Genomic DNA, 23139 nt, shown 5'->3' with positions numbered 1-23139 from the left:
TCTCGTGCGAATATTCGATCAACAAGATGAACCGGGTCCAGGCGATGAAGAACGTGCTGACGATCGCCGCCGTGGCAGAGATCGCAACCGGTCTGGCGCTGCTGGTCGTGCCTTCATTCGCCGCGCAAGCGCTGCTCGGCGAGGAACTGGACGGGGCTGCCCTGCAGATCGCGAGCATTGCGGGTATCGCCCTGGTTGCACTGGGGATCGCCTGCTGGCCCGGCCCGCCTCTGCTGGGCATGTTGATCTATAGCGGCGCGGTCGCACTCTATCTCGCCTATCTCGATCTTACCGGAGCTTCCGACGGCGTCTTGCTATGGCCAGCGGTCATCTTCCACGCCGTCCTGACCGCACTATTGCTCCGGTCGGTCGCGCTGGCGGTTCGCGCGGCGAGATAGGGAGACGGCCGGATATCGGCCGGTCTGGGCCAATCTCGTACGGTTCGGCGCAGATGCATGAACCCTCTCGTCACGAAGCCCTAGATGTCGTCATCGTCGCGCAGCACAAGGACATGATCGCCGACGAGTACAAGCATGATTCATCAGGTCATTGGTATGACCCGTTGACAGCATAATGACTGCGTGTCACCAAGGCTGCGGCTCAAGGGAGACTGCCAATGAAGATGGCCAAGCTGGTCGCTACCGGTGCATTGGGCCTACTGGCCTGCATAGGCTGGACGGGAGCCAGCGCGTCAGACCCCTACCCGCAGCGCTTCGTCACGCTCGTCGTACCCTTTCCCGCCGGAGGCAGCTTCGACGTGATCGGCCGTCTCGCGGCCCGGGCTCTCAGCGAGAAATGGGGGCATCAGGTTGTTGTCGAGAACAAGCCTGGCGCAGCCGGCGACATCGGAGCGGCCAGCGTGGCAAAGGCCGCGCCCGACGGATATACGCTGTTGCTCGTCAGCGACGGGCTGCTCAGCAATGACAGCCTGATGACGCGCCGGCTCTTCGACCCGCTGAAGGATTTCAAGCCGGTCACCCTGATCGCCCGCTCACCGCAGGTGCTGGTCGGCGGCCCTGCCCTGAACACCAGGACGCTGGTCGAGATGGTGAAGCAAGGCGGCGGCACGGATTATCGTTTCGGCACCGCGGGCACAGGAACGCCCGGCCATCTCGTCGCCGAATTGCTGGCAAAGGTCAGCGGATTGACGCTGACCCATGTGCCCTATCGCGGCGGCGCTCCCGCCCTGACCGACGTCCTCGGCGGCCAGATCGAGCTGGTCTCGACGGGCTTGCCGGCCCTGATCGCCGCCATCCAGTCCGGCTCGGTCGTGCCGCTCGCCGTCTCCTCCGAGAAGCGCTTTCCATCCCTTCCCGACGTTCCCACGATGGCGGAAATCGCCCCCGGCGCTTCGGTAGAGACCTGGTATGGCATTGTCGGCCCGGCCGGACTGCCCGATGCGTTGCGCGACCGTATCCACGCAGACACCGTGGCCGTCATGCAAAGCCCCGCGATCACGGCACGGCTGATCGACAATGGCTTCGAGTTCGTCGGCGCCGGCCCTGCCGAGTTCAGCGCTGCCATGGCGCGTGATCTGCCGCGCTGGCGCGAGATCGTGACCCTGTCCGGTCTCAAGCCTCAATAGCGGAAGCATCCTGATGTTCAGTATCGAAGGTGCCCAGATCGCTGCACGGGCGGCGGACGGTTGCGCGATCAACGCCACTCTGATGCAGGCAGGATTTCCTGGCGCGCCGCGCATCCTCCTGATCCACGCCCTCGCCATGAGCTGGCGGCAATGGCGCGGCGTCGCGGCGGCGATCGGCCAGGAAGCGACAGTCGTGGCGCTCGATTGCCGTGGCCATGGCGCGTCCGAGCGGCGGCGCGGCCCCTATAGCTGCGAGATGATGGCGGCCGATTGCATCGCCGTCCTCGACGAACTCGGCTGGGAGGAGGCTACGGTCGTTGGCTGCTCGATGGGCGGCTGCGTGGCCCAGGCGGTCGCCGCCGGTTTTCCGCAGCGCGTATCGGGCCTCGTGCTGGCCGACACGACGGCGACCTACGGCCACCAGGCCTTGCCGGCCTGGCGCGAGCGCGGCGAACGCGCGCTGCGCGACGGCATGGGCACGCATATCGGCTTCCAGCTGGCACGCTGGTTCAGCGACGGCTTCCGGGCGAGCAGCCCCGAGATCGTCGAGGACTGCCTGGCCGTGTTCCTGGCCAACGACCTGCGTTGCTATGCCGATAGCTGCGCCATGCTGGGCGAGACCGATCTGCGCCCAGCCCTGAAGGCCATCCGATGCCCCACGACCATCTTGGTCGGCGAATTCGACCACGCGACGCCGCTCGCCATGGCCGAGCAGCTCGCAGAGGCAATCGCGGATGCGCGATTGGTGATCATCCCCGAGGCCAAGCATTTCGCCCCGGTCGAAAAGCCTGACGTCGTGGCGAGGGAAATCCTGGCAATCGCCGGGCACCCGGCCGCGGCGCAGGTGAACTGAACAAGAAAATCATGCTGGAGGAAACGCCATGACGATGAATCGCCGTCATTTCTTATGGGGAAGCGCTGCAGCGATGACGCTGGGGGTCGGCGCGGTCCGGGCCAGTGCGCGCCGCATCTTCGATTCCCACTGTCACATCATCGATCACGCTTTCCCGATCGTACCCAATCAAGGCTATACGCCACCGCACTACCCTCTCAGCGAGTACCAGGCAGCCACCCAGCCGCTCGGCGTCCGCGCCGGAGCGATCGTATCCGGCTCGTTCCACGGCTTCGACCAGACCTATCTCGAGAGCACCCTGGCGAAGCTGGGCAAGGGCTGGGTCGGCGTCACGCAGGTGCCGAACACGATTGCCGACGGAGAAATCGCGCGGCTGAGCACGCTGGGTGTCCGGGCGCTGCGCTTCAACATGTTCCGCGGCCGCATCGACAGCGTCGACGACCTGATGTCGCTGGCGACCAGGGCCCACGCAGCCGGCCAGTGGCACGCCGAAATCTATGCCGATGCGGCAGCGCTCGGTCCCTATGTCGACAAGCTCACCAAGCTGCCGCAGATCGTCATCGACCATCTCGGCATGACCGAAGCGGGCCTGCCTGTCGTGCTCGATCTCGTCGACGCGGGCGCGAAGGTGAAGGCCACCGGTTTTGGCCGAGCCAAGCTCGATATTGCCAAGGCGCTCGAACGGATTGCCGCCAGAAATCCGAGCGCGCTAGTGTTTGGCACCGACCTGCCCTCGACTCGCGCCGAGCGCCCGTTCCAGCCTGCCGATATCGACCTCGTCGAAAAGGTGCTGGGAGCAGACGTCGCCGGCCGCGCCTTCTGGGATAACGGTCTTGCCCTTTACCGGATCTCCGCGCCCTGAGTCCTCAGGTCAGGCGCACCTTGTAGCGAAAGCGGTCTCCCCGGCCATAGGCGCGGCGCCAGTCGATCGGCGCGCCATTGGCGTCCATGGAGGTTCGCTCGACGACGATGATCGGGTCGCCCACTGGAACGTTCAGCAGGGCGGCCCTGGTCGCATCGGCGTGGCCCAGCGAGAGTTCATCCTCGACGGCCGCGACCACCTGCCCGAACTCACGCTCATAGACCGGGTAGAGCAGCGGCCCGATCTCCGCCTCCGGCAGGTCCGCAAAACGGGCAAAGCGAGGCAAGGGCAGGAACAGGTCTTCGGAGATGGCCGGCTCGCCGGCCCAAAGCCGCAACCGCAGCACCTTAAGGACCTGTGCGCCGGGCGGCAGTCGCAGGGCCGCCGCCACCTCCGCATCGGGCTCCATGATCTCGCGCTTGAGCAAACGGCTCTCCGGCACGGTCTTGCCGGCATTTGACGCCGCATCCTTGAAATTGAACCAGCGAAACAGGCTGCCATCGAATGAGGGGCGCCGCACAAAGGTGCCACTGCCCTGGCGGCGCTCCAGCAAGCCCTCCCGCATGAGCTGCTCGACGGCCTTGCGCACCGTGTTGGTCGAGACGCCGTATTCCCTGGTCAGAACCTGTTCGGACGGGATGGTCTGGCCCGCTTCCCATTCGAGCGAAGCGATGCGGGACGCGAGGGCATCGCGCAGGCGCGCATGCAATGGCAAACGCTCGTCAGTATTCTGTAGCATGTCCTTATTCCAAGCTCGGGCCTGTCCGGGCGGGCGTCCCACCATCTGATGATGCCTACAGCCTAACAACCTCAAGCTGGGAGGAAAAACATCTACGGCCAAGATTCTCGCAGGAAGCGCACCGGAATACGGAACGCTGATCGGTGTCCGCCGGCGCACCCTGCATGGCGCGCGCATACGGCGATCCCTCTGCCGGGTTTCGGCATCCGCACCAAGCCTTGGCGGCGAGCGCACCGATGCCTCGGCCCGACCGGCGCAGGCGGGAGGCCTGACGCCGCCTCGCCGCAACCGATCAGGCGCTGCCGTCACAATTGCTGTCAGCCACGAACGAAGAGTGCATCGACAACGCGAACCTCACCCGAACCTTTTCGGATGAGAACCGGATTCAGATCGCATGCCGCCAGCAAGCCCTCGAAATCGCTGGCGAGCTGCGAGAGCTTCACCGCGAGATCGACCAGATGGCTCGTGTCCGTTTGGGGCATCAAATTGCGATACCCTCCCAATATGCGGTCGAGCTTGGTCCGGCGGAGCATCGCACCTGCCTGCTCGTGATCGAGCGGCGCAAGCGCGACCGCCCGATCGGCCAGGAGCTCGACCAGCGTGCCGCCACTGCCCAGGACGATCATCTGGCCAAATGGCGGCGCAGCCGTGAATCCAGCCATGGCCTCGACACCGTCGACAAGCTGCTCCTGCAATTCATAGCCGTCGATCGTCGCAGCCGGCAGCGCCCTGCCGACATTCTCGGCAATGGTCGCGATCGCGCGGCGCAAGCCGTCCTCATCGCGGACGTCCAGCACGACGCCGCCAACATCCGACCGGTGCTGCACGTCCCGGGATGCGACCTTGACCACCATGGGAAATCCGAGCTCGCCGATACGGGCGACCGCTTCGCCTTCGTCCTTCACCACGATCGATTTGACCAGAGGGATGCCGTAGGCGCGCAGCAGCCGGAATGACAGTTCGGCATCGAGAGTGCCCGAGCATTGCTCGATCTCGCGCCTCAGGCTGGCGACCTCCTTGTAGAACGGCGTCCGCGCGGCGCTGCGCTGGCGCGCCCAGGAGCCGGCGGGCCCCGGCTTGCCGAGCGCGAGATTGCCGACGGCGCGAAGTCCGGCGTGAAGCCCGCGCAGCAGCGGCACCCCGTGATCGGCCAGCATCGAACGAACGCCCGGATCGACATTCTCCGAAGTCGGCGAGATCACGACCAGCGGTGTTTCGCTCCCCTTGCCGGCCTCTGCATAGACGCCGAGCACATTCATGTAATTCTGCAGCGTCGCAGGGTTCAGGCTCTCCTGCGTGTCCTGAAGGGCGACGACGGCACCGACATTCTCGTCACTGAGAACCGCCTGCATGGCTTCGGGCGTATTGCGATCCTCGACATTGACCGTCGCTCCGAAATCGACCGGATTGTTTCCGGCCGTTCCCGGCAAGGCAGCACGAAGGCGTTGCCCGGTCGCCGCGCTGTAGGCCGCAACAGTTACACCCTGCACTTCCGCAACATCGCAGGCCAGGGCGGTCTGACCGCCGGAAATGCCGACGATGCCGATGCTTGCTCCCCGGACCATGCGCCGCGCCACCGCCGAGCATTCGAGCGCCGCGATGAGCTCGTCATAATCCGCGACCGTCGCGATATTGGTCTCCCGAAAGAAGCTGTCATAGGCGTCGCGATCACTCACCAGAGCCCCCGTATGGGCCTGGGTGGCCGCAACGCCGACATCCGAGCGACCAACCTTGAGCACCACCAGGGACTTGCCCGCGGCATGAACGCATTCGGCGGCCTCGGCGAGCGCACGGGGAGACTTGATCGACTCCGCGACCACCCCGATGACCCGTGTCTCATCGTCGTCCGCAAACCAGCGCACATAATCTGCGGCCGCGACCTGGAACTCGCTGCCGACGGTCACGACCTTCGAAAGCCCGATGACCGTCGAGTTCATTACCGAGATCGCCGCCGATCCGGATTGGGCCACCAGCGCGACGTTCCCGGGCTTGAGACGCAGCGACGGCCTGGATGGGTAGAGCGGGATCGAGTCGGTGAAATTGACCAGCCCCATGCAGTTGGGGCCGTGCAAGACGATGCGGCTCTGGGCGCCGAATGCACGAATTGCCCTCTCCTCGTCATGCGAGAAACCGTTGGTGAAGACGATCGCCGAGCGTACGGAACTCGACTCGAGTTCCTGCAACATGCCCGGCACATGCGCTGCGGGAATGGCAATGATCGCAAGGTCAGTCTCCGCGCGGATCTCGGCAACCGAGTTGACGGCGCGCAGACCTTCGATCTGATCGGCCTGGGGATGGATCGGGAGGATCTCCCCCGTGTAGCCCCATGATTTCAGATTGCTGATGACCACGTTGCCCTGCGTGACGCGCTTCGCCGAGGCGCCGATAATGGCCACCGAGCGTGGCCTGACCATGGGGGTGACGTCGATATGCAAGGCGATATGTCCTTCGATAGCGGTGTGCCGTCGCAGCCGCCATCGGCGGCTGCGGGCGCTGTGTCCGATGGGAGTTACTGCTTGTCTTTCGGGAGCCAGGCTTCCGCCCAGTTCGGATGGGTGTTGAACGAGAAGTTGAACTGAGCGTCCAAGTTCTTGAAATTGTTCGTCACGGCCTCGAAGACGCGCGAATTCGTCAGCGCAAGCTGGTTCAGATCGCGCGCGATGATCTCGGCATAGGTCTTGTAGTGCGCCTTCTGCTGATCCGCCGGCGCCGAAGCCGCATTGGCCGCGACCTTGTCGAACTCGGGATTACAGTAGCTCGTCGGGTTGGCGTAGGGGACGCTGGTCTCATTGCAGACGAAGCTGCGGTCGACGCCGAGAACCGGGTTCGAGCGTCCGGTCAGCGAGATGATCGACGCATCGAAATCATGCTGGGTATAGACTTTGTTGGTCCAGATCTGCTGATCCAGCGCGCTGAGCTTCACGTCGATGCCGAGCGCCGTCCACTGCGCCTGCACGACCTGCGCCACCGCGTCATAGGGCGCGGCCGAGATCACCGCGAGCTCGAGCGCGAAACGCTTGCCGTCTTTCAGCGGAAATCCGGCCTCGTCGAGCAGCTGGGCCGCTCGTTTCGGGTCATAGGCGTACATCGTATCGTAGTTGACCGACGTATCGTGCAGGTTCTTGAACTGCGTCGGGATGGCGTTCTTGGCGGTCTCGGCCAGCCCCTGGTAGACATCCCTTACGATCCGCTGGCGATCGATGGCGTGGAACAGGGCCTGCCGGACCTTGACGTTGTTCATCGGCGAGCGCCGCAGATTGAAGTCGATGACGGCAGTCTCTGGCGCGTTGGTGACGATCGGCACAACCCGGAACGAGCCCCGCTTCGCCGCCTGCTGGGTCGCCGGGACCTGCACCACCTCGGGCCGGAACCAGTTGACCTCGCCGTTGACGATGGCGTTGAGGCGCTGCTGCGGGTTCGGGATGAGCGCGAAGATCACCGAGTCGAGATAGGGCTTGGGCGCCTCCCAATAGTGCGGGTTGCGCACGAAGGTGATCGACTGGCCGCTGACCCATTTGTCGAACTTGAACGGGCCAAGGCCCACCGGAGCGATATTGGCTGGGTGAGTGGCGATGTCCTTGCCCTCGTAGACGTGCTTCGGCATCAGCGGAAACACTTCCTTGTCGAACAGATCGAGCGTCGCGGTCAGCGGCTGCTTGAGCGTCAGGACGAAGGTCTTGTCGTCGGGAGCCGAGGCCTTCTCGACCAGCGGCATGAGCTTGGTGAGATAGGTGTTGAACTTGCCGAAATTCTCCAGCGTGAAGACCACGTCGGCGGCAGAGAACGGCTTGCCGTCCGACCACTTCACGCCCTCGCGGAGGTTGAAGGTGTAGGTCTTGCCGTCCTCGGAAATGGTCCAGCTCTTTGCCAGGCGCGGAACGCGATTGGCTTCGCGGTCATAGGTCATCAGCCCGTCCGCCCAGACATCAGCGGCGAACAGCGCTGGGACCGACGATGTCATCTGGGTGTTCAGATTCGGAATTGTCGTAGAATTCAGCGCGGCGATGACCGTGCCACCCGGGACGGGCTTGCCATCGTCCGCCTGGGCTCCGGCGGAGAGCAGAAGGCTCGACGCTCCCGCAAGCAGTGAGATCGCGCCCAGCCTCTGCATCGTCCACGCATCGCTTCGTTTAGCCTTGTCCATGATGTGCTCTCTCCCTTGGCTTTTTTTGAGTAGTCCCTGAATCAGATCTCGACGGGCCTCGGCATCCTCTCTACGGGGGCCACACCTGCCGGACGCGATGACGCGCCGATTTCGTCCGCGCGGTGACAGGCCACGAAGGTTCCGGTCTGGCCGACCGGTTTCAGCGCGGGGTCGGCCGTCGCGCAGATTTCGATCGCAAAGGGGCAGCGATGGCGGAACCGGCAGCCGCCCTGCATGGGCTCAGGCATATCCGCTCGCACTTGTGTCGCGCTCAGGCTGCGGATCCGGCCACGACGTGGATCGAGCGAAAGCCGCGCGTCGAGCAGCAGCCTGGTATAGGGATGGAAGGGGCGCTCGTAGATAGAGTGGCCGATCTCGACGATCCGGCCGCGATACATCACGGCGGTCCGGTCGGCTATCGACTCCATCGCTCCGAGATCGTGGCTGATCACCACGAAGCCGACATTGGTCGCCTTATGCAGGTCGCGCATCAACTGCAGGACCTGAGCCTGGACCGACACGTCGAGGCTGGACAAAGGTTCGTCGGCGATGATGATCGCCGGCCGAAGCATCATCGCCCGCGCAATCGCAATGCGCTGCTGCTGCCCGCCGGATAGCTGGTGCGGATAGCGGTCGAGATAATGCTCCGGGGGGTTGAGGCCGACCGCGGCAAGATGGCCGGCGAGAAAGGCCCGGGTTTCCCGCGGCGTGGCAAGCTCATGGCGCTGAACGATGTAGCCGAGCATGCGTTCGACCGTCATGCGTGGGTTCAGCGACGAGGCCGGGTCCTGAAACACGGCCTGGACCTGGCGTCGGAAGGCCTGTTTCCCGGAGGAGGCGAGCGAGGCCAGCGAGGTGCCGCGAAACTGCACGTCGCCCGCCGTCGGCCGGTTCAGCATCAGGAGTAGCTTCGCGAGCGTGCTCTTGCCTGAGCCGGACTCGCCCACGATCGCCAGGGTTTCGCCCTCGTTAACATCGAGATCGACGCCATCGACCGCCCGAACCGTGTTCCAGCCGGGTCCGTTGGCGTTGCGGCTGGTGTAGAGCTGTTCGACGCGAGTCATTCGCATGATCGGAGCGGTCATGACTGAAGCTCCCGCGTCAGCCGGCGCGTGCTGAGATCGATCAGGCGCCGGGAATAGTCGTGCTGGGGCTGCTCGAAGAGCGCGATGGTCTCGGCGCTCTCGATCACCTCGCCGGCGCGCATCACGTAGACCCGATCGCAAAGCTCGGCGACGACACCGAGGTCGTGCGTGATGATGGCCATCGCCATGTTGCGCTCCTTGTGCAGCCTGTAGAGCGTCTGCAGGACCTGCAGCTGCACGGTCGCGTCGAGGGCCGTCGTCGGTTCGTCGGCAAAGAGAAGCTGAGGATCGCTGGCCAGCGCGATCGCGATCATCACGCGCTGGCGCATGCCGCCCGAAAGTTCATGCGGGTAGCGACGAGCGAGATTGGCCGGGTCGGGTAGACCTACTTCGTCCAGAAGGGTGAGAACGCGGGTCTTGTCGGAGCCGCGCCCTGCATCCCGGGAGAGCGCCTCGTGGATCTGCCGGCCGATCCGCTGCGTCGGGTTGAGATAGCCGAGCGGATCTTGGAAGATCATCGAGAAGCCGCGCCCGCGGCGCAGGGCCCGCAGGTCGCCGTCGTCCATCGCAAGGATATCGCGGCCCTCGAAGGCAAGCCTGCCGCTCAGTTCCTCGATGTTCACGTTCGGCATCAGGCGCGTCACGGCTCGCGCCATCGTGCTCTTGCCCGAACCGGATTCGCCGACGATGCCGACGCATTCGCCCCGGCGGACCTGGAAATCGACCCCGTCGATCGCCTTCACGACCTTGTGGCCGAGACGCAGATGGACCTTCAGGTCGCGCACGTCGAGAAGAAGCGATGCGCTCATTGCAGCCCTCCCATCCCGTTCGTGCTGCGCGGATCGATGACCTCGTTCAGCCCGTCGGCAAAGAGATTGAGGCCGACCACGGTGATGCAGATGGCTGCGCCGGGAAACAGGCTCATCCACCAGGCGCTGTCCATGTAGTCCTGCGCGACGAAGAGCAACCGGCCCCAGCTCACCCTGCTCGGGTCGGAGAGACCGAGGAACCCGAGCCCGGCCTCGATCAGGATCGCGATACTGGCGTCGAGCGCGACCTGGACGATGATTGGCTGTATCGCGTTGGGCAGGATCTCGCGGAACATGATATGGGCCGTCGAGAGGTCGGCGACGCGGGCGGCAGCGATGAATTCGCGGTCGCGAAGCTTGATGTACTGGCCGTAGACGAGGCGGGCCTCCATCGGCCAGATCGCCAGCGCCACCGCCGCGATCAGCAGCCAGAAATTCGAGCCGAACAGCGCCACTGCGCAGAGCACGAGAATTATGACGGGGAGTGTCTGGAACAGTTCCACCAGCCGCATCAGCGCCGCCTCGACCGGGCCCTGGAAATAGCCGGCGAGGATCCCCAGAGTGCCGCCGACGAGCAGTGCGGCCAGCGCCGCCCCGAGCCCGACGAGCAGGGACGAGCGGCTGCCGTGGACGACCAGCGAGAACACGTCCCGGCCGATATTATCCGTGCCGAACAGGAATTGGGACGATGGCGGCGCGAGGCTGAGCGGGGTCTGCTCCAGCGGATTGTAGGGCGCAATCAGCGGAGCGGCGGTCGCCACGATCACCAGGACGATGAGGATGCCTGCTCCGAGCGCGCCGTGACGCGTCCCGAATAGATTGGCGATATGGGCCTGCCAGCTCCCGACCGGGATGCCGTTGCCGGATGCCGGCGCCATGGCGGTTTTGCTGTCTGACATGGCTTCGACCTCACCGCATGGTTCTGATGCGCGGGTCCAGCGCCGCGTAGAGGAGATCGACGATCAGGTTCATGGCGACGACGGCGACGGCCGAGAAGATCACGACACCGACAACCGTCATATTGTCCCTGAGCCGGATCGAGTCGACGAGCAGCAGGCCAAGGCCCGGCCAGGTGAAGACCGTTTCGAGCAGGACGGCGCCGCCGAGGGCGGAGCCGAAGGCATAGCCCGCGATCGTGACCAGCGGCAGGCTCGAATTGCGCATTACGTGGTTGCGGATGATCTGTCCGCGGCTCAAGCCCTTGGAGCGTGCGGTGATGATGTAGCCTTGCGAAAGCGTGTCGATGACGCTGGCGCGCATGATCCGCGCGATCCGCATGCCCTCGTGGACGCCGAAGGCGAGGACCGGCAGCGCGAGATAGCGCATCTTCTCGAAGAGCCAGGCGAGGCCATGTGTCCGGCTGATCAGCGGGCCGATGCCCTGGGTCGGAAACCAGCCGAGCCGGAGCGCGAACAGCATCACCAGGAGCTGACCGAGCCAGAATGTCGGGATCGCGTAGGCGATCAGGGCGGTGGTCGTCCAGAACTTGTCGACACCCGGCCGGCGCGTCGTTCCGGCCGCGATACCGATCGCCATGCCGAGTGGAATCGCGAGCGCGAAGCTGACCGAAGCCAGCAGGATCGTCCGCGGCGCCCGCTCGAGGATGAGGTCGAGAACGCCGCGCTGGTTCTGATAGGAGAATCCGAAATCGCCCTGCGCGACATTCAGCAGATAATTGCCGACCTGAACGAGGAAAGGGTCGTTCAGGCGATACTTCTCTTCGATCGCCTGCCGATACGCCGGCGGAACCGGGTAGTCGCCGACGAGGGCCTGCACAGGATCCCCCGGGATCATGTGCAGCATGGAGAACATCAGGATGATGATCGCCAGGAGCAGAGGGATTGCGTAGAGCGCCCGCCGGCCGACGAAGCGAAGCATCGGACCGCGCCCTCAGTTCAGCCGGAAAAATTCAGCGGCGTTGCCGTACAGCCATTTCTCAATGACCTTTTCCTTGAGCGGCAGCTGCTTGTACTGCTCGATGATGCTCTCGAAGGAGGTTCCGAACAGGTAGCGCGAGAGCCCGACCATGACCTTGTCCTGGAGCAGCGTGTTGCCGAACTGCAGGAACTGCTCCCAGCCTGAGCCGGGCTGGCTGAAATAGCGGGGATGATGGGCCGCCGTATCGACATAGAGCCGCGGGTGTCGGCGGAGCAGCCCGACCATCTCGTTCACCCAGGGCCATCCGGCGAGGCCGGCCACGATCCTGAGCTCGGGAAAATCGATGGCGACATCATCGAGATAGCGCGGATGCCCGAGATCGTACGGCCGGTCATTGGCGTAGTTCATCGCCGTGTAGATGCGGACCGGGACGTCGAGCTCGGCTGCCTTCGCGTAGAGCGGATAGTAGCGGCGATCATTCGCGGGCACGCCGTTATACAGCGCCGACAGGCGCAGGCCGTTTGCGCCCTCCTCCTTGACCAGCCGCTCGAATTCGCGAACCGCCCGCATCCCGTCGAAGGGGTCGAAGGTCGTGAAGAGGAAAAAGCGGCCGGGATGGGCCTGGTGAATCCGGCCCGTCGCACTGTTCTCGGCGCCGACCAGCAATCCCCGCGCGATACCGGCACGGTCCATATCCTCGACCAGCCGCACGAGACCGCCGTCGTCAGCCTCCCCCTTCTTCGGAGCCGCCTCTTTGCTCCTGAAGACATTCCCGTAATTGGCGAATCCGTAGCCCTCGGGCCGCGGCAGCGACTGGGCGAAGGGCGTGCCCGGCCGTCCTCGCGAGATGCGCTCCAGATCCGGATTCGCCTCGCTATGAGGCAAGCTCAGTTCCATGTCGATCACGCGGCTCATTCACATTTTCTCCGTGACGAGTGCAGGCGCAGATATCCACCCGCCTTCGATAATTGAGCGCTCGCTTCGGAGTGGAGTCAAGAGAGTGATTAATTCCTTCCAAAAATGTTCACTATCTTGACATTTGAGCCAAAGAGGCCAATTCTCACCCCGACAACGCAGGGGCAGGTCGAGGCTCTCAACCCCGCTCATCAAGCGCATCCGGTAAATATCAAACAATAATCGATCGAAATAATACGAACGAAGCCAACTACATAGATGGAGAAACTCTTGAAGATCCCCGCAGACGATCCCGACATCGCAACAACTCTCGTCAAGGGACTGGCTGTTCTGGAGACTTTTCGTCCGAATCGCACATTGATGAGCAATGGCGAGATCGCGAAGGAATCGGGGATCAACCGTTCCACGGTCGCACGTTTGACCTATACGCTGGAAAGAATGGGCTACCTCAGGCAGGAGAAATCCAAGTTCCGGCTGAGCTGGCGCGCGCTCATGCTGGTCAACCCGCTGCTGGTCAACCTGAAGCTGCTGCACATCGCGCGGCCCTCGATGCAGAAGCTGGCTCAGGACCTCGGAGGGACCGTCTCGATCGGCACGATCGACCGAACCAACTTCGTCTATCTCGAGACCTCGCGGGTGAACGAGAACATCTGGACCTCGCCCGACCTCGGCACGATCGGGCCGCTGCTGCCGGCCACGATCGGTCATGCGCTCGGCTCCCTCCTGTCAGAGGACGAACTCAAGCTGAAGCTCGAAGAAATGAAGCGTCGCTCGCCCGAACTCTGGACGAAATACTCCGAATCCTTCCTGCAGGGCGTCATCGATTGCCGCAGCCGGGGGTTTTCTGTGGCCAAGGGCGTCTGGATTCCGGGCACCCATTCCGCTGGCGTGCCGCTGATCCGGGACGCCAACGGCGATTGCTTCGGCATGAACTGCCGGGTGCCTGTGTTCCGGCTCAGCCCCAACCAGATCGAAGACGAGGTCGCACCCCGGTTGATTTCGCTGGCTGCGAATATTCGCAATCAACTGAGCTATATCATGCCGAGTTGACGGCGATCACTCAGTCGACCTGGCGTAGCCTTGGCAAACTCGCCCCCGGCGCAATGCGCTCGAGCGATTGCGAACCGTAGATCGTCGAGAACCACATATCGGATAGGGTGCTCGCCACGAGTTGGGGCTTGGCTTGAAACCCAGCGAGCGAAGGCTGGGTCTGCCCGTAGATCTTCAACAACAGCTCATCGACCATTCCGATCAGGCAGAAGATGGTCAGTTTGAGTTTTTCAACATCCCACAGCTCGAGCTGTCCTTCGCGGCGCAGCCTGGCGAGGACGCGCTCCACCATGGCGTTGTCGGCGCTACGGCCAACCTCGGCGATCAGCTCGTCCTCGTCCTTGAGCCGGAAATGGCAACGCATGAGTCCGACATTGCGACGGAAGCATTCGACATAGTGCAGGTTGGCCTGGTGGATTGCTTCGTATTGCGACGCATCACGGGCAATTGGGTGGCGCGATGCGCGCACGAACATGAAATAATCGGCGATAGTCTTAGCAACGACATCGCGCTTGGCTGCGAAATACCGGTAAAACGTCCCGTGCGCGACACCAGCGGTCGCCGCAATGAGATCAACCGAAATTGCGTGATAGTTTTTTTCTCTGAGAAGGCGCGCGGTTGCCAGCTCGAGCTGCAGCTCAGTGCGAATGATCTTCTTCTCGCTTTGCGCGGCAGCCAAGCGTTTCTCCAGGTAATCCACGTAATCGAAATTTACGTTTTCCAACAACAAGGGCCCGCCCTTCTCACTATCGCTTCTGACAGCACACTCAATCGCGCCGCAATCTCAATACCAGCATAGCGCGCTTGACAAAAAATGACACTATCGTCACTTTTCAAATATGCCTCTCATTCGGAGCCGGATCAAATGAGTTCGACCGGAGCGACGATCGATTTCAGAAGCGTTCGAAAGACGTATGGAAAGTTCGTCGCGCTGGAGAGCTTCTCGATGCATGTCGAGCGCGGGGAATTCATGACCCTGCTCGGGGCGAGCGGCTCTGGAAAGACGACCGCCCTCAACGCGCTGGCAGGCTTCACGGATATCGACAGCGGTGAAATTCTCATCGACGGAGTGCCGATCACGAAGCTGCCGACGGAGAAGCGCGACATCGGCATGGTGTTCCAGAGCTATTCGCTCTTTCCCCATCGCAATGTCATCCGCAACATTTCCTTTCCCCTCGAGATGCGCGGCGTGCCGCGGGCCGAAGCCCGGCGGCGCTCGGAGAAGGCGCTCCAGATGGTGCGGCTGGACACACTAGCGAACCGCATGCCGCACGAACTGTCCGGGGGCCAGAAGCAACGCGTGGCCTTTGCACGCGCGGTCGTGTTCGAGCCCCGGGTGCTGTTGATGGACGAGCCGCTGGGCGCCCTTGATCTGAAGCTGCGAGAGACACTCCAGCTCGAGATCAAGGAATACCAGCGCCAGATCGGGTGTACCGTCATCTATGTCACCCATGATCAAGGCGAGGCGCTGACGCTCTCCGACCGGCTGGCGGTCATGGACAAGGGCCAGGTCCTGCAGATCGGCCCTCCGGAAGAGCTCTACGACAAGCCGCAATCACGCTTCGTCGCGGAATTCGTGGGTGCAAACAACATCCTCAAGGTCGAGGGCGCCGCGCCAGCGTCCGTCATGCTCGAAGGGCTTGGCCGCGTGTCCGGGAATGTCGCGCATCTCTCGGCGGCCAGCTTCGCGTCAATCCGGCCGGAGCTCATCCAGATCCGCCAAGATGCCGCCGGCGCGCATCGGGCCACCCTCGCGGAGGCCGTCTTCTTCGGCAATTCCGTCCGCTACGTGCTGCGCGCTGCGGACGGCAAGGACATCTCGGCCATCGAGCCACGAAGGCCAGGACAGGACGTGCTGCCGCTGGGCACGCCGATCAGCTTCGATCTCAACGTCGCTGACCTCGTCTCGCTCACGGGTTGAGCTTCCCAGACCACCAAAAAAACTCAGGGGACTATCGATCATGACGATGACCAGAAGAGCTTTCGGAATCGCCACAGGTGCACTTGCCGGCGTTTTCGCGTTCAAACCCTCTTTCGCTCAGGACGTGACCATCGTCGTCAACGGCTCCGGCGGGGCGCTCGCCACGATGATCACGAAGATCTTCGAAGAGCCTTTCACCAGGGAGACGGGAATCAAGGTCAGGCCGACAGCACCCGTGAGCCTTCCCAAGCTCAAGGCCATGGTCGAGTCCGGCAATGTCGAGTGGGATCTGACCGAGCTGAACGGCGACGACGTCGTGACCGCAACCAAAGCCGGATGGCTTGCAAAGATCGACTATTCGATCATCGATCCCGACAACAAGCTGCCGGCCATCGCAAAGCAGCCGACTGCGATGGTCCGGGCCTCTTATTCAACCGTGATCGCTTTCAGGACCGACAAATTCGGCAACGGCAAGACGCCGCAATCCTGGGCCGATTTCTGGGACGTCAAAGCTTTCCCGGGCCCGCGCTCGCTGGAAAATTCGCCCAAGGGCAACCTCGAATTCGCCCTGCTTGCCGATGGCGTTCCGCTCGACAAGCTCTATCCGCTCGACGTCGACCGCGCCTTCAAGAAGCTCGACCAGCTCAAGCCCCATATCCCGGTCTGGTGGACCAACGGAGCCCAGCACGTCCAGTTGCTGATCGACGGCGAGGTCAGCATGACTTCATGCTGGAACGGCCGCATCACCCCCCTGAGGAACGAGGGCAAGCCCGTCGACATCACCTTCAAGGGCGGAGCCCTGATGCTCTCCTTCCTCGCCATTCCAAAGGGCGCGAAGCACCCCACCGAGGCGATGCGCTTCATGAAGGCTCGCATGGACCCTGCGGCATCGGCGGCATTCGTGAAGCAGGTCCCCTACCCCGGCTTCGTGCCGGGAATGATGGAATTGCTGGACCCGGCCTTCGCAGCGACCCTGCCGACCTCGCCCGAAAACGCGGCGGTGCAGTTCGAGTTCAACAGTGCCTGGTGGGCAGAGAATCTCGACGCGGTCTCAACACGCTGGAACGAATGGCTGCTGATCTGAGCCACTCGGGAACCTGGCTGCATCATGAAACTCCGGTGGACGAAAACCACGCTTTTGCTCGCGCCAGCGACGTTGCTGGCAGCGCTTCTCTTCGTCTTTCCGGTATTCGGCGTCCTGAAGCTGACCGTACACGATGGAACGGCTTTCACGGCCGAGGCGCTGCGACAGGTCTATAATTCGCAGCTTTCCATCATCGTCCTGCAGAGGACGTTCGTCACCGCCGCGACTGTGACGGTGATCTGCCTCGTCATCGGCTACCCCATGGCTTACTTCATGGCGGGGCTCTCGCCGCGCAAGCGGGTGCTGGCGACCTATCTGATCCTCCTACCGTTCTGGATCAGCATCCTGGTCAGGACCTACACCTGGATCATCCTGCTCGGGCGCGAAGGCATTCTCAACAAAGCGCTTGCCGCCCTTGGCCTGACGGCGGAGCCCATTCAGCTGCTCTATACGCCGATCGCCGTTCACATCGGAATGGTTCAGATCCTGCTGCCGATCGTGATCCTGACCTGCCTGACCTCGATACTCGATGTCGAGCGGGATCTCGTGAAAGCGGCCCGATCCCTGGGTGCATCGCCAAGGCAGGCCTTCTGGAAGGTGGTCTTTCCCCTCAGCGTGAGTGGAGCGGCGACGGGTGGCATCATCTGCTTCATCCTCTGCCTCGGCTTCTATGTCACGCCGACGCTGCTGGGCGGCCGCACAAGTCTCCTCATCGCCAATCTCATCGATCTCCAAGTTCACAAGACGCTGAAATGGGACCTGGCGGCGGTGATGGCTTCGACGCTGCTGGCGGCGACCTTCTCCTGTCTTCTGGCTTACTGGGCCCTCACGCGGAAACGCTCCGAATTCGCGACCGGAGGGCTCGCACGATGACCCGGGCCGTCCTGACCGCGTATTTTGTCCTCGTCGCCAGCTTTCTGCTGCTGCCGCTGTTCTTCCTCGTTCCGATTTCGCTGACCGACAGCCAGTTCCTCGAATTCCCGCCGAAGTCGCTGTCCCTGCGCTGGTACAGGGAATTCTTCGTCGATCAGAGTTGGGTCGACGCCACGCTCGCGAGCCTCAGGATCGGGGTCGGTGCGACAATCCTCAGCCTGCTCTTCGGGACCCTGGCGTCGGTCGCGCTCGTTCGTACGGATTTTCGCGGAAAAGGCCTGCTGAGTGCCATCTTCATCGCGCCCCTCATCATCCCATCGGTGGTTATCGCCCTTGCGCTCTACATCGTGTTCCTGCGCTGGCAGCTGGTGAACAATATCTACGCGCTGACATTGGTTCATGCGCTGATCGCCCTGCCCTATGTCGTGATGATCGTGTCGGGCAGCCTTCGCAGATACGACATGACGATCGAGCGGGCAGCGCGTGTCCTTGGCGCGAGCCCCATCCGGGCGTTCCTGCACACGACCCTGCCTTACCTAGCGCCAGCGATGTTTGCTTCGGCGATCCTGGCCTTCTTCGCGTCCTTCGATGAGCTGATCATCACGCTCTTCATCTCCGGCGGATTGCAGACGCTTCCCGTGCGCATCTGGAACGATCTCAGCCTCAAGCTCGATCCGACAGTGCCTGCCGTCGCGGTCATGCTCACTCTTCTCAGCATCGTCGCGATGACCTTGGGTGAGATCGTTCGCCGCCGGAATGAACGCCGATACCAGTCGAATTCAGTGTCCGAGGCCTGACATGCAGCAAAACAACAGCAGCCCCAGCGATTGGTCCGAGCTCAAGCCTCTCGTCGATCATATGAGGAGCACTATCGAGGCGGCGCCGCTGGCGCAGAACATCGGCTCGTTCGTCGACGAGCGGGCCTCGGTGAACGGCGACAAGACCCTCTGGACGTTCTTCGAGGAGAGCGAGGGCGGCGTCGCAACCTATGCCGAAGCCAGGTCGGCGATCGAACAGGCTGCGGCGGGCCTCTATGCGGCGGGCGTGCGCAAAGGCGCTCATGTCGCCGTCATGCTTCCCAACATCCCGGCGTTTCCCCTCACCTGGCTTGCCCTGGCAAAACTCGGGGCCGTCATGGTGCCGGTCAATATCGGCTATACCGGCCGAGAGCTCGACTATGTGCTCACGGACTCGCAGGCGACGTATCTCGTCATCCATGCGGACTGCCTGCCCTCCTACGAGGCGCTGAGTGCGGAGGCACCGTTACGGAGTTCCAACGTTCTTGTCGTCGGGGCCGCTTCCGATGCGTCGGATCGATATGCCCGGATCGAGCGGAATCCGCCCGCCCTCCCCGCGGACCTGCCACAACCCGCGCTCGATGACCTCGTCAACATCCAGTACACGTCCGGCACGACCGGATTCCCGAAAGGCTGCATGCTGACGCACCGATACTGGCTCACCATTTCCCTGGTGGCCGCGATGCGAGGCGGCGACGCCGAGAATTCCAGGAATATCCTGGCGGCTCAGCCCTTCTTCTACATGGATCCGCAGTGGCTGACCTTGATGGCGATGCGTGTCGGCGGCCAGATCTTCGTCGCCCGCCGTGCAAGCGCGACGCGCTTCATGGATTGGGTCAGGACATACAAGATCCATTACTGCCTCTTTCCCGAGATCGTCTATCAGCAGGCACCCAAGCCATCCGACGCCGACAATGAGCTGAAGCGCGTTTCGATCTTCGGCTTCAACAAGGAAAAGCACGCCGACTTCGAGCGGCGCTACAACACGATCGCCCGGGAATCCTTCGGGATGACCGAGGTCGGATCGGCGCTTTTCCTGCCGCGAGAGGCCTATCACATGGTCGGCTCCGGCTCCTGCGGGATGGTCGCGCCCTTCCGCGAGGTACAGATCACCGACCCCGAGGGCAATGTCCTGCCCGCTGGTGAGGTTGGCGAGCTTTGCATCCGCGGGCCGGGCATCATGCTGGGCTATTATCGCAAGCCGGAAGCGAACGAAGCCTCTTTCAGGGGGGATTGGTTCCGCACCGGGGACCTGTTCTGGCGCGACGCCGAAGGCTTCCACTACATCGTCGGGCGCTTGAAGGACATGATCCGCAGAAGCGGCGAGAATATCGCCGCTCGCGAAGTCGAAGCTGCGCTGACCGAAATGCCGCAGGTTCTCGAAGCCGCCGTCGTCGGCGTGAAGGATGCAGCGCGCGGCGAAGAAGTGAAGGCCTATATCGTCTTGCAGCCCGGCGTTTCGGAAGCCGAGGCCTCGCCCGAAATGATCTTCGAGCACTGCAAGAGCCGGCTCGCCCCGTTCAAGACACCTCGTTACGTCGAGTATCGCGACGCGCTTCCGAAGACGCCGTCCGAGAAGATCGCCAAGCAAAAGCTCATTGCCGAAAAAACCGACCTTCGCGTCGGCAGCTTCGACCGCGTCACCAATCAGTGGTTCTGATTATATCTAAGGGATAGATCTCATGCCTTTCGAATACGAGCGCGTCGGCAAGATCGGATACTTCACCATCCGCAACGGATCGGTGAACCCGATGACGCCGGCGATGCACAAGCAATTCTATCATATGATGCTCGAATTCCTCGCCGACGACGAGGTGCGGGTCGGCATTCTGCAGGGCGCCGGAGACCGGGCCTTCTCGGCCGGCGACGACATCAAGAACGACTACGCCAAGTTCGCGACGCCCAAGGACGAACTCGCCTATTACCTTGCCCCGAAGCACCGCGTCGCGGAGGGCGAGCCGGACACGTTCACCTGGTCGCGCGAAGTGCTCTCGCTGAACCGATTCAAGCCGATAGTCGGCGCCGTGCGCGGCTATTGCTACGGCCAGGGCATGATCTATCTCAGCCACCTCACGGATATCCGCGTGGCGTCGGAGGATGCCAAGTTCGGCTTCCCCGAGATCGCCTACGGCATGGGTGGGGCGGGCGGCTCGACCCGGTTGTCTCGGTATGTGCCGCATACGATCGCGATGGAAATGCTGCTGACGGGCGACCCGCTCTCGGCGCAGGACGCGCTGCGGGCGAACCTCGTCAATGCGGTGGTCCCTTCCGATCAAGTCCTGGCGAAGGCCGAGGAATATGCCGCGCGCATCGCACGCCACCCTCAACTCGCGTTGCGGATCGAGATGGAGGCCTCGATGCGCTGCATGGACATGTCCCGCCAGGACGCGCTCGACTACGTGAAGAACCTCTACCGCATGCAGCGCTTGGCCTATAACGGCGAAGAGAAGGTCGATGCCTTTCTCTACAAGGGCAAGAGCTGAGCAAGGCGCGCCACAGCTAGCCGCTCGGAGCGGGGCCGCCCCGCCGGGCGGCTCTGCTCCCTGCCCTGCAGCGGCGGCTAGATCTCGGATCGGTTGTCATATCCGGTCAGAGATCCAGCACTTCCGTGTCTGGATCGAGTTTCCTTAAAACCACAATCGACTTTTCGAGCCGACGCCTTAGACCTTCATGCCGGGGAGATTGAGGGAGGCGGTGTTGCCGCCATCGACGGCGAGAGCCTGGCCCGTGACATAGCTCGCGTCCTCGCTGGCCAGGAAGGCGATCACGCGGGCAACCTCCTCGGGATGGCCATAGCGGCGCAATTCGCAGCGTGCGCCCAGCCGGTCCTCCTTCCCCAGTTCGCGCGCCTTCTCGAAGATCGGCCTGGTCATTCCCGTCTCGATCAGGCCGGGACATACAGCGTTCACCCTGACGCCATAGGCGCCGAAATCGCAGGCGGCCGTCTGGGTCATGTTGATGACGGCAGCCTTCGAAGCGCTATAGGCATTCCCGCCCGCACCAGCCCTGATCCCAGCCACGGAGGCGGTGTTGACGATCGCGCCGCGACGGGCCGCGACCATGGCCGCGCCGGCATGCTTCATGAACAGCATCGCGCCAAAGACATTGACCTGCATCACCCGGTCCCATTCCGCGAGATCCTGCTCGAGCGCGCTCCCCTTGGAACTCGCCATGCCGGCATTGTTGCAGAGAACGTCGATACGCCCATGCCGCTCCAGTGCGCGGGACACACATGCGGAGACCGCGTCCTGGTCAGCGATATCCAGCACCGCGACGGAATGGTCCCGGGCCCGCGGCAGGTCGGCCACGACGTTTGCGAGCTCCGCCTCGTTCCGATCGACTAGGACGAGGAGCGCGCCCTCAGCGGCGAAGCGCTGTGCGGTGGCCCGGCCGATACCGCTGGCCGCTCCAGTCACAATGCAGAGCTGGTCCTTGAAACGCATGGTCATCCCTCGCCTCGTCTCAGTATCGGTTGTTCGTGCCGGACAGGGCCACCTGCCGACCCAGTTCGGCCAGCATCCCGGCGCGCTGTGCAACCTCGGCCGCGTTCGCATCGCTGGCATTGCCCAGCACGGAGCGGGCCATCACGCCGTGCAGGATCGCCGACAGACGGAAGAAGGAGAGCGCCAGGAAGACGTGCCAGTCCGGCAGCGAGGCACGGCCGCTCGCCCGACAGTAATGCGCGATCACCTGGTCCTCGCGGGGGATGCCGAGCTCTTTGAAATCGAGCCCCGATAGCCCCCGTCCGCCCGCGACGGTCGGGCTGATATGATAGGGCATGCAGTAATAGGCGAGATCGCTGAGCGGGTGGCCGAGCGTGGACAGTTCCCAGTCGAGCACCGCCGACACCTGCGGGCCATCGCGGCGGTAGCAGAGATTGCCGATCCGGTAGTCGCCATGCACGATCGTGGTTTCATCGGCCACGCCGCAATGCTCGCGCAGCCAATCGGCGAGCCAGGTCAGGTCGGCGATCTCGCCGGCCTCCGAGGAGGCACGATACTGCTTCGTCCAGCGCTCGACCTGACGCGCGACATAGCCGCCGGAGGGACCGAAATCTCCTAGCCCGACATCCTCGGGAACCACCGCATGCAGCGCCGCCAGGGTATCGACGGCGGCGAAATTGAGCGAAGCGCGGTCGTCGCGCGGCAGGTCGGGAAGCGCCAGGCTGTCAAACTGACGCCCGTCGACGAAATCCATGACGTAGAAGGCTGTCCCGATCACCTCGGCGTCTTCGCCAAGCGCCAATGCCTGCGGAACAGCAACCGCTGTCCCCGCCAGCGCCCTGATGATCCGGAACTCGCGCTCGACCTGATGCGCTTTCGGCAGCAGCTTTCCCGGAGGCTTCTTGCGCAGCACGCAGCGTCGATCGGGCGCAGAGATCAGGAAGGTGGGATTGGATTGGCCGCCCTGGAACTGGCGCACCGAAATCGGGCCGCCGAAACCGGGCACATGGGCGTCGAGCCAGCCGGCCAGCGCTCCCTCGTCGAAACGGTGGTTCTCGATCACGTCGACAAGGGTGGCCACGGGAGCGGTCATCATGCACC

The 23139-nt window shown here is 63.3% G+C and carries 22 protein-coding genes; 11 read left to right on the top strand and 11 right to left on the bottom strand.

The window, feature by feature from the left end; translation table 11 throughout:
* Positions 1–26 precede the first annotated feature (26 nt).
* The 4 genes from AB4118_RS31870 (at position 27) to AB4118_RS31855 (ending at position 3300) form a co-directional block, all read left to right on the top strand.
* Positions 27–398, top strand: a complete 372-nt coding sequence (locus tag AB4118_RS31870; protein WP_441493508.1) for a hypothetical protein — start codon at positions 27–29, stop codon at positions 396–398.
* 218 nt (positions 399–616) lie between these two features.
* Entirely contained in the window at positions 617–1585 is a 969-nt protein-coding gene (locus AB4118_RS31865; RefSeq protein ID WP_441493507.1) for a Bug family tripartite tricarboxylate transporter substrate binding protein, read from the top strand.
* 13 nt (positions 1586–1598) lie between these two features.
* Positions 1599–2438: an alpha/beta fold hydrolase gene (locus tag AB4118_RS31860; RefSeq protein ID WP_441493506.1), complete on the top strand. Its 840-nt coding sequence runs from the start codon at positions 1599–1601 to the stop codon at positions 2436–2438.
* Positions 2439–2466: 28 nt separating this feature from the next.
* On the top strand, positions 2467–3300 hold the full coding sequence (locus AB4118_RS31855) for an amidohydrolase family protein (protein ID WP_441493505.1): 834 nt from the start codon (positions 2467–2469) through the stop codon (positions 3298–3300).
* 4 nt (positions 3301–3304) lie between these two features.
* Here the strand turns inward: AB4118_RS31855 and AB4118_RS31850 are convergent, their stop codons facing one another.
* From AB4118_RS31850 to AB4118_RS31815, 8 genes are all read right to left on the bottom strand, one after another.
* Positions 3305–4039: a GntR family transcriptional regulator gene (locus AB4118_RS31850; RefSeq protein ID WP_441493504.1), complete on the bottom strand. Its 735-nt coding sequence runs from the start codon at positions 4037–4039 to the stop codon at positions 3305–3307.
* Between the two features lie 317 nt (positions 4040–4356).
* Positions 4357–6474, bottom strand: a complete 2118-nt coding sequence (locus AB4118_RS31845) for an acetate--CoA ligase family protein (RefSeq protein WP_441493503.1) — start codon at positions 6472–6474, stop codon at positions 4357–4359.
* 74 nt (positions 6475–6548) lie between these two features.
* Positions 6549–8183, bottom strand: coding sequence for an ABC transporter substrate-binding protein (locus AB4118_RS31840; protein WP_441493502.1), 1635 nt, complete (start codon positions 8181–8183; stop codon positions 6549–6551).
* A 41-nt stretch (positions 8184–8224) separates the two neighbouring features.
* Positions 8225–9268, bottom strand: coding sequence for an oligopeptide/dipeptide ABC transporter ATP-binding protein (locus AB4118_RS31835; protein ID WP_441493501.1), 1044 nt, complete (start codon positions 9266–9268; stop codon positions 8225–8227).
* Positions 9265–10077 (bottom strand): ABC transporter ATP-binding protein, encoded by an 813-nt coding sequence (locus AB4118_RS31830; RefSeq protein ID WP_441493500.1) that lies wholly within the window; start codon positions 10075–10077, stop codon positions 9265–9267. The genes AB4118_RS31835 and AB4118_RS31830 overlap by 4 nt, the downstream gene beginning before the upstream one ends.
* On the bottom strand, positions 10074–10976 hold the full coding sequence (locus AB4118_RS31825; RefSeq protein ID WP_441493499.1) for an ABC transporter permease: 903 nt from the start codon (positions 10974–10976) through the stop codon (positions 10074–10076). Before AB4118_RS31825 ends, AB4118_RS31830 begins: the two co-directional genes overlap by 4 nt.
* Before the next feature lie 10 nt (positions 10977–10986).
* Complete coding sequence (locus AB4118_RS31820; protein ID WP_441493498.1) at positions 10987–11955, bottom strand: ABC transporter permease; 969 nt, start codon at positions 11953–11955, stop codon at positions 10987–10989.
* A 12-nt stretch (positions 11956–11967) separates the two neighbouring features.
* Positions 11968–12870 carry an amidohydrolase family protein gene (locus tag AB4118_RS31815; RefSeq protein ID WP_441493497.1) on the bottom strand — a complete coding sequence of 301 codons (903 nt, stop codon included), beginning with the start codon at positions 12868–12870 and terminating at the stop codon, positions 11968–11970.
* Positions 12871–13140: 270 nt separating this feature from the next.
* On the opposite strand from AB4118_RS31815, the gene AB4118_RS31810 reads away from it, so the two are divergent.
* Positions 13141–13920 carry an IclR family transcriptional regulator gene (locus AB4118_RS31810; protein WP_441493496.1) on the top strand — a complete coding sequence of 260 codons (780 nt, stop codon included), beginning with the start codon at positions 13141–13143 and terminating at the stop codon, positions 13918–13920.
* Between the two features lie 10 nt (positions 13921–13930).
* On the opposite strand, the gene AB4118_RS31805 is transcribed toward AB4118_RS31810, so the two are convergent.
* Positions 13931–14650, bottom strand: coding sequence for a TetR/AcrR family transcriptional regulator (locus tag AB4118_RS31805; RefSeq protein ID WP_441493495.1), 720 nt, complete (start codon positions 14648–14650; stop codon positions 13931–13933).
* Between the two features lie 135 nt (positions 14651–14785).
* Between AB4118_RS31805 and AB4118_RS31800 the strand changes: the two genes are divergently transcribed.
* Genes AB4118_RS31800 through AB4118_RS31775 form a run of 6 tightly spaced genes read left to right on the top strand, consistent with a single transcriptional unit; the run spans position 14786 to position 21078 of the window.
* Positions 14786–15841, top strand: a complete 1056-nt coding sequence (locus AB4118_RS31800; RefSeq protein WP_441493494.1) for an ABC transporter ATP-binding protein — start codon at positions 14786–14788, stop codon at positions 15839–15841.
* Between the two features lie 40 nt (positions 15842–15881).
* On the top strand, positions 15882–16925 hold the full coding sequence (locus AB4118_RS31795; RefSeq protein WP_441493493.1) for an ABC transporter substrate-binding protein: 1044 nt from the start codon (positions 15882–15884) through the stop codon (positions 16923–16925).
* A gap of 24 nt (positions 16926–16949) precedes the next feature.
* The gene (locus AB4118_RS31790) at positions 16950–17798 is read left to right on the top strand and encodes an ABC transporter permease (RefSeq protein ID WP_441493492.1); all 849 of its coding nucleotides are present in this window, start codon (positions 16950–16952) and stop codon (positions 17796–17798) included.
* A complete protein-coding gene (locus AB4118_RS31785) occupies positions 17795–18595 on the top strand; it encodes an ABC transporter permease (protein ID WP_441493491.1) in 801 nt (266 codons plus the stop codon). Before AB4118_RS31790 ends, AB4118_RS31785 begins: the two co-directional genes overlap by 4 nt.
* Position 18596: 1 nt before the next feature.
* Positions 18597–20255, top strand: a complete 1659-nt coding sequence (locus AB4118_RS31780) for an AMP-binding protein (protein WP_441493490.1) — start codon at positions 18597–18599, stop codon at positions 20253–20255.
* Positions 20256–20277: 22 nt separating this feature from the next.
* Positions 20278–21078 carry an enoyl-CoA hydratase/isomerase family protein gene (locus tag AB4118_RS31775; RefSeq protein ID WP_441493489.1) on the top strand — a complete coding sequence of 267 codons (801 nt, stop codon included), beginning with the start codon at positions 20278–20280 and terminating at the stop codon, positions 21076–21078.
* A gap of 177 nt (positions 21079–21255) precedes the next feature.
* Here the strand turns inward: AB4118_RS31775 and AB4118_RS31770 are convergent, their stop codons facing one another.
* Complete coding sequence (locus tag AB4118_RS31770) at positions 21256–22044, bottom strand: SDR family NAD(P)-dependent oxidoreductase (protein WP_441493488.1); 789 nt, start codon at positions 22042–22044, stop codon at positions 21256–21258.
* Positions 22045–22057: 13 nt separating this feature from the next.
* Positions 22058–23131, bottom strand: coding sequence for a phosphotransferase family protein (locus AB4118_RS31765; protein ID WP_441493487.1), 1074 nt, complete (start codon positions 23129–23131; stop codon positions 22058–22060).
* Positions 23132–23139 lie beyond the last annotated feature (8 nt).

This window comes from Allobosea sp. 2RAB26, from assembly GCF_052115465.1.
Classification (GTDB): domain Bacteria; phylum Pseudomonadota; class Alphaproteobacteria; order Rhizobiales; family Beijerinckiaceae; genus Allobosea.
Note: the sequence above shows the minus strand (reverse complement) of the source record. Positions and strands in the feature narration are given on the sequence as shown.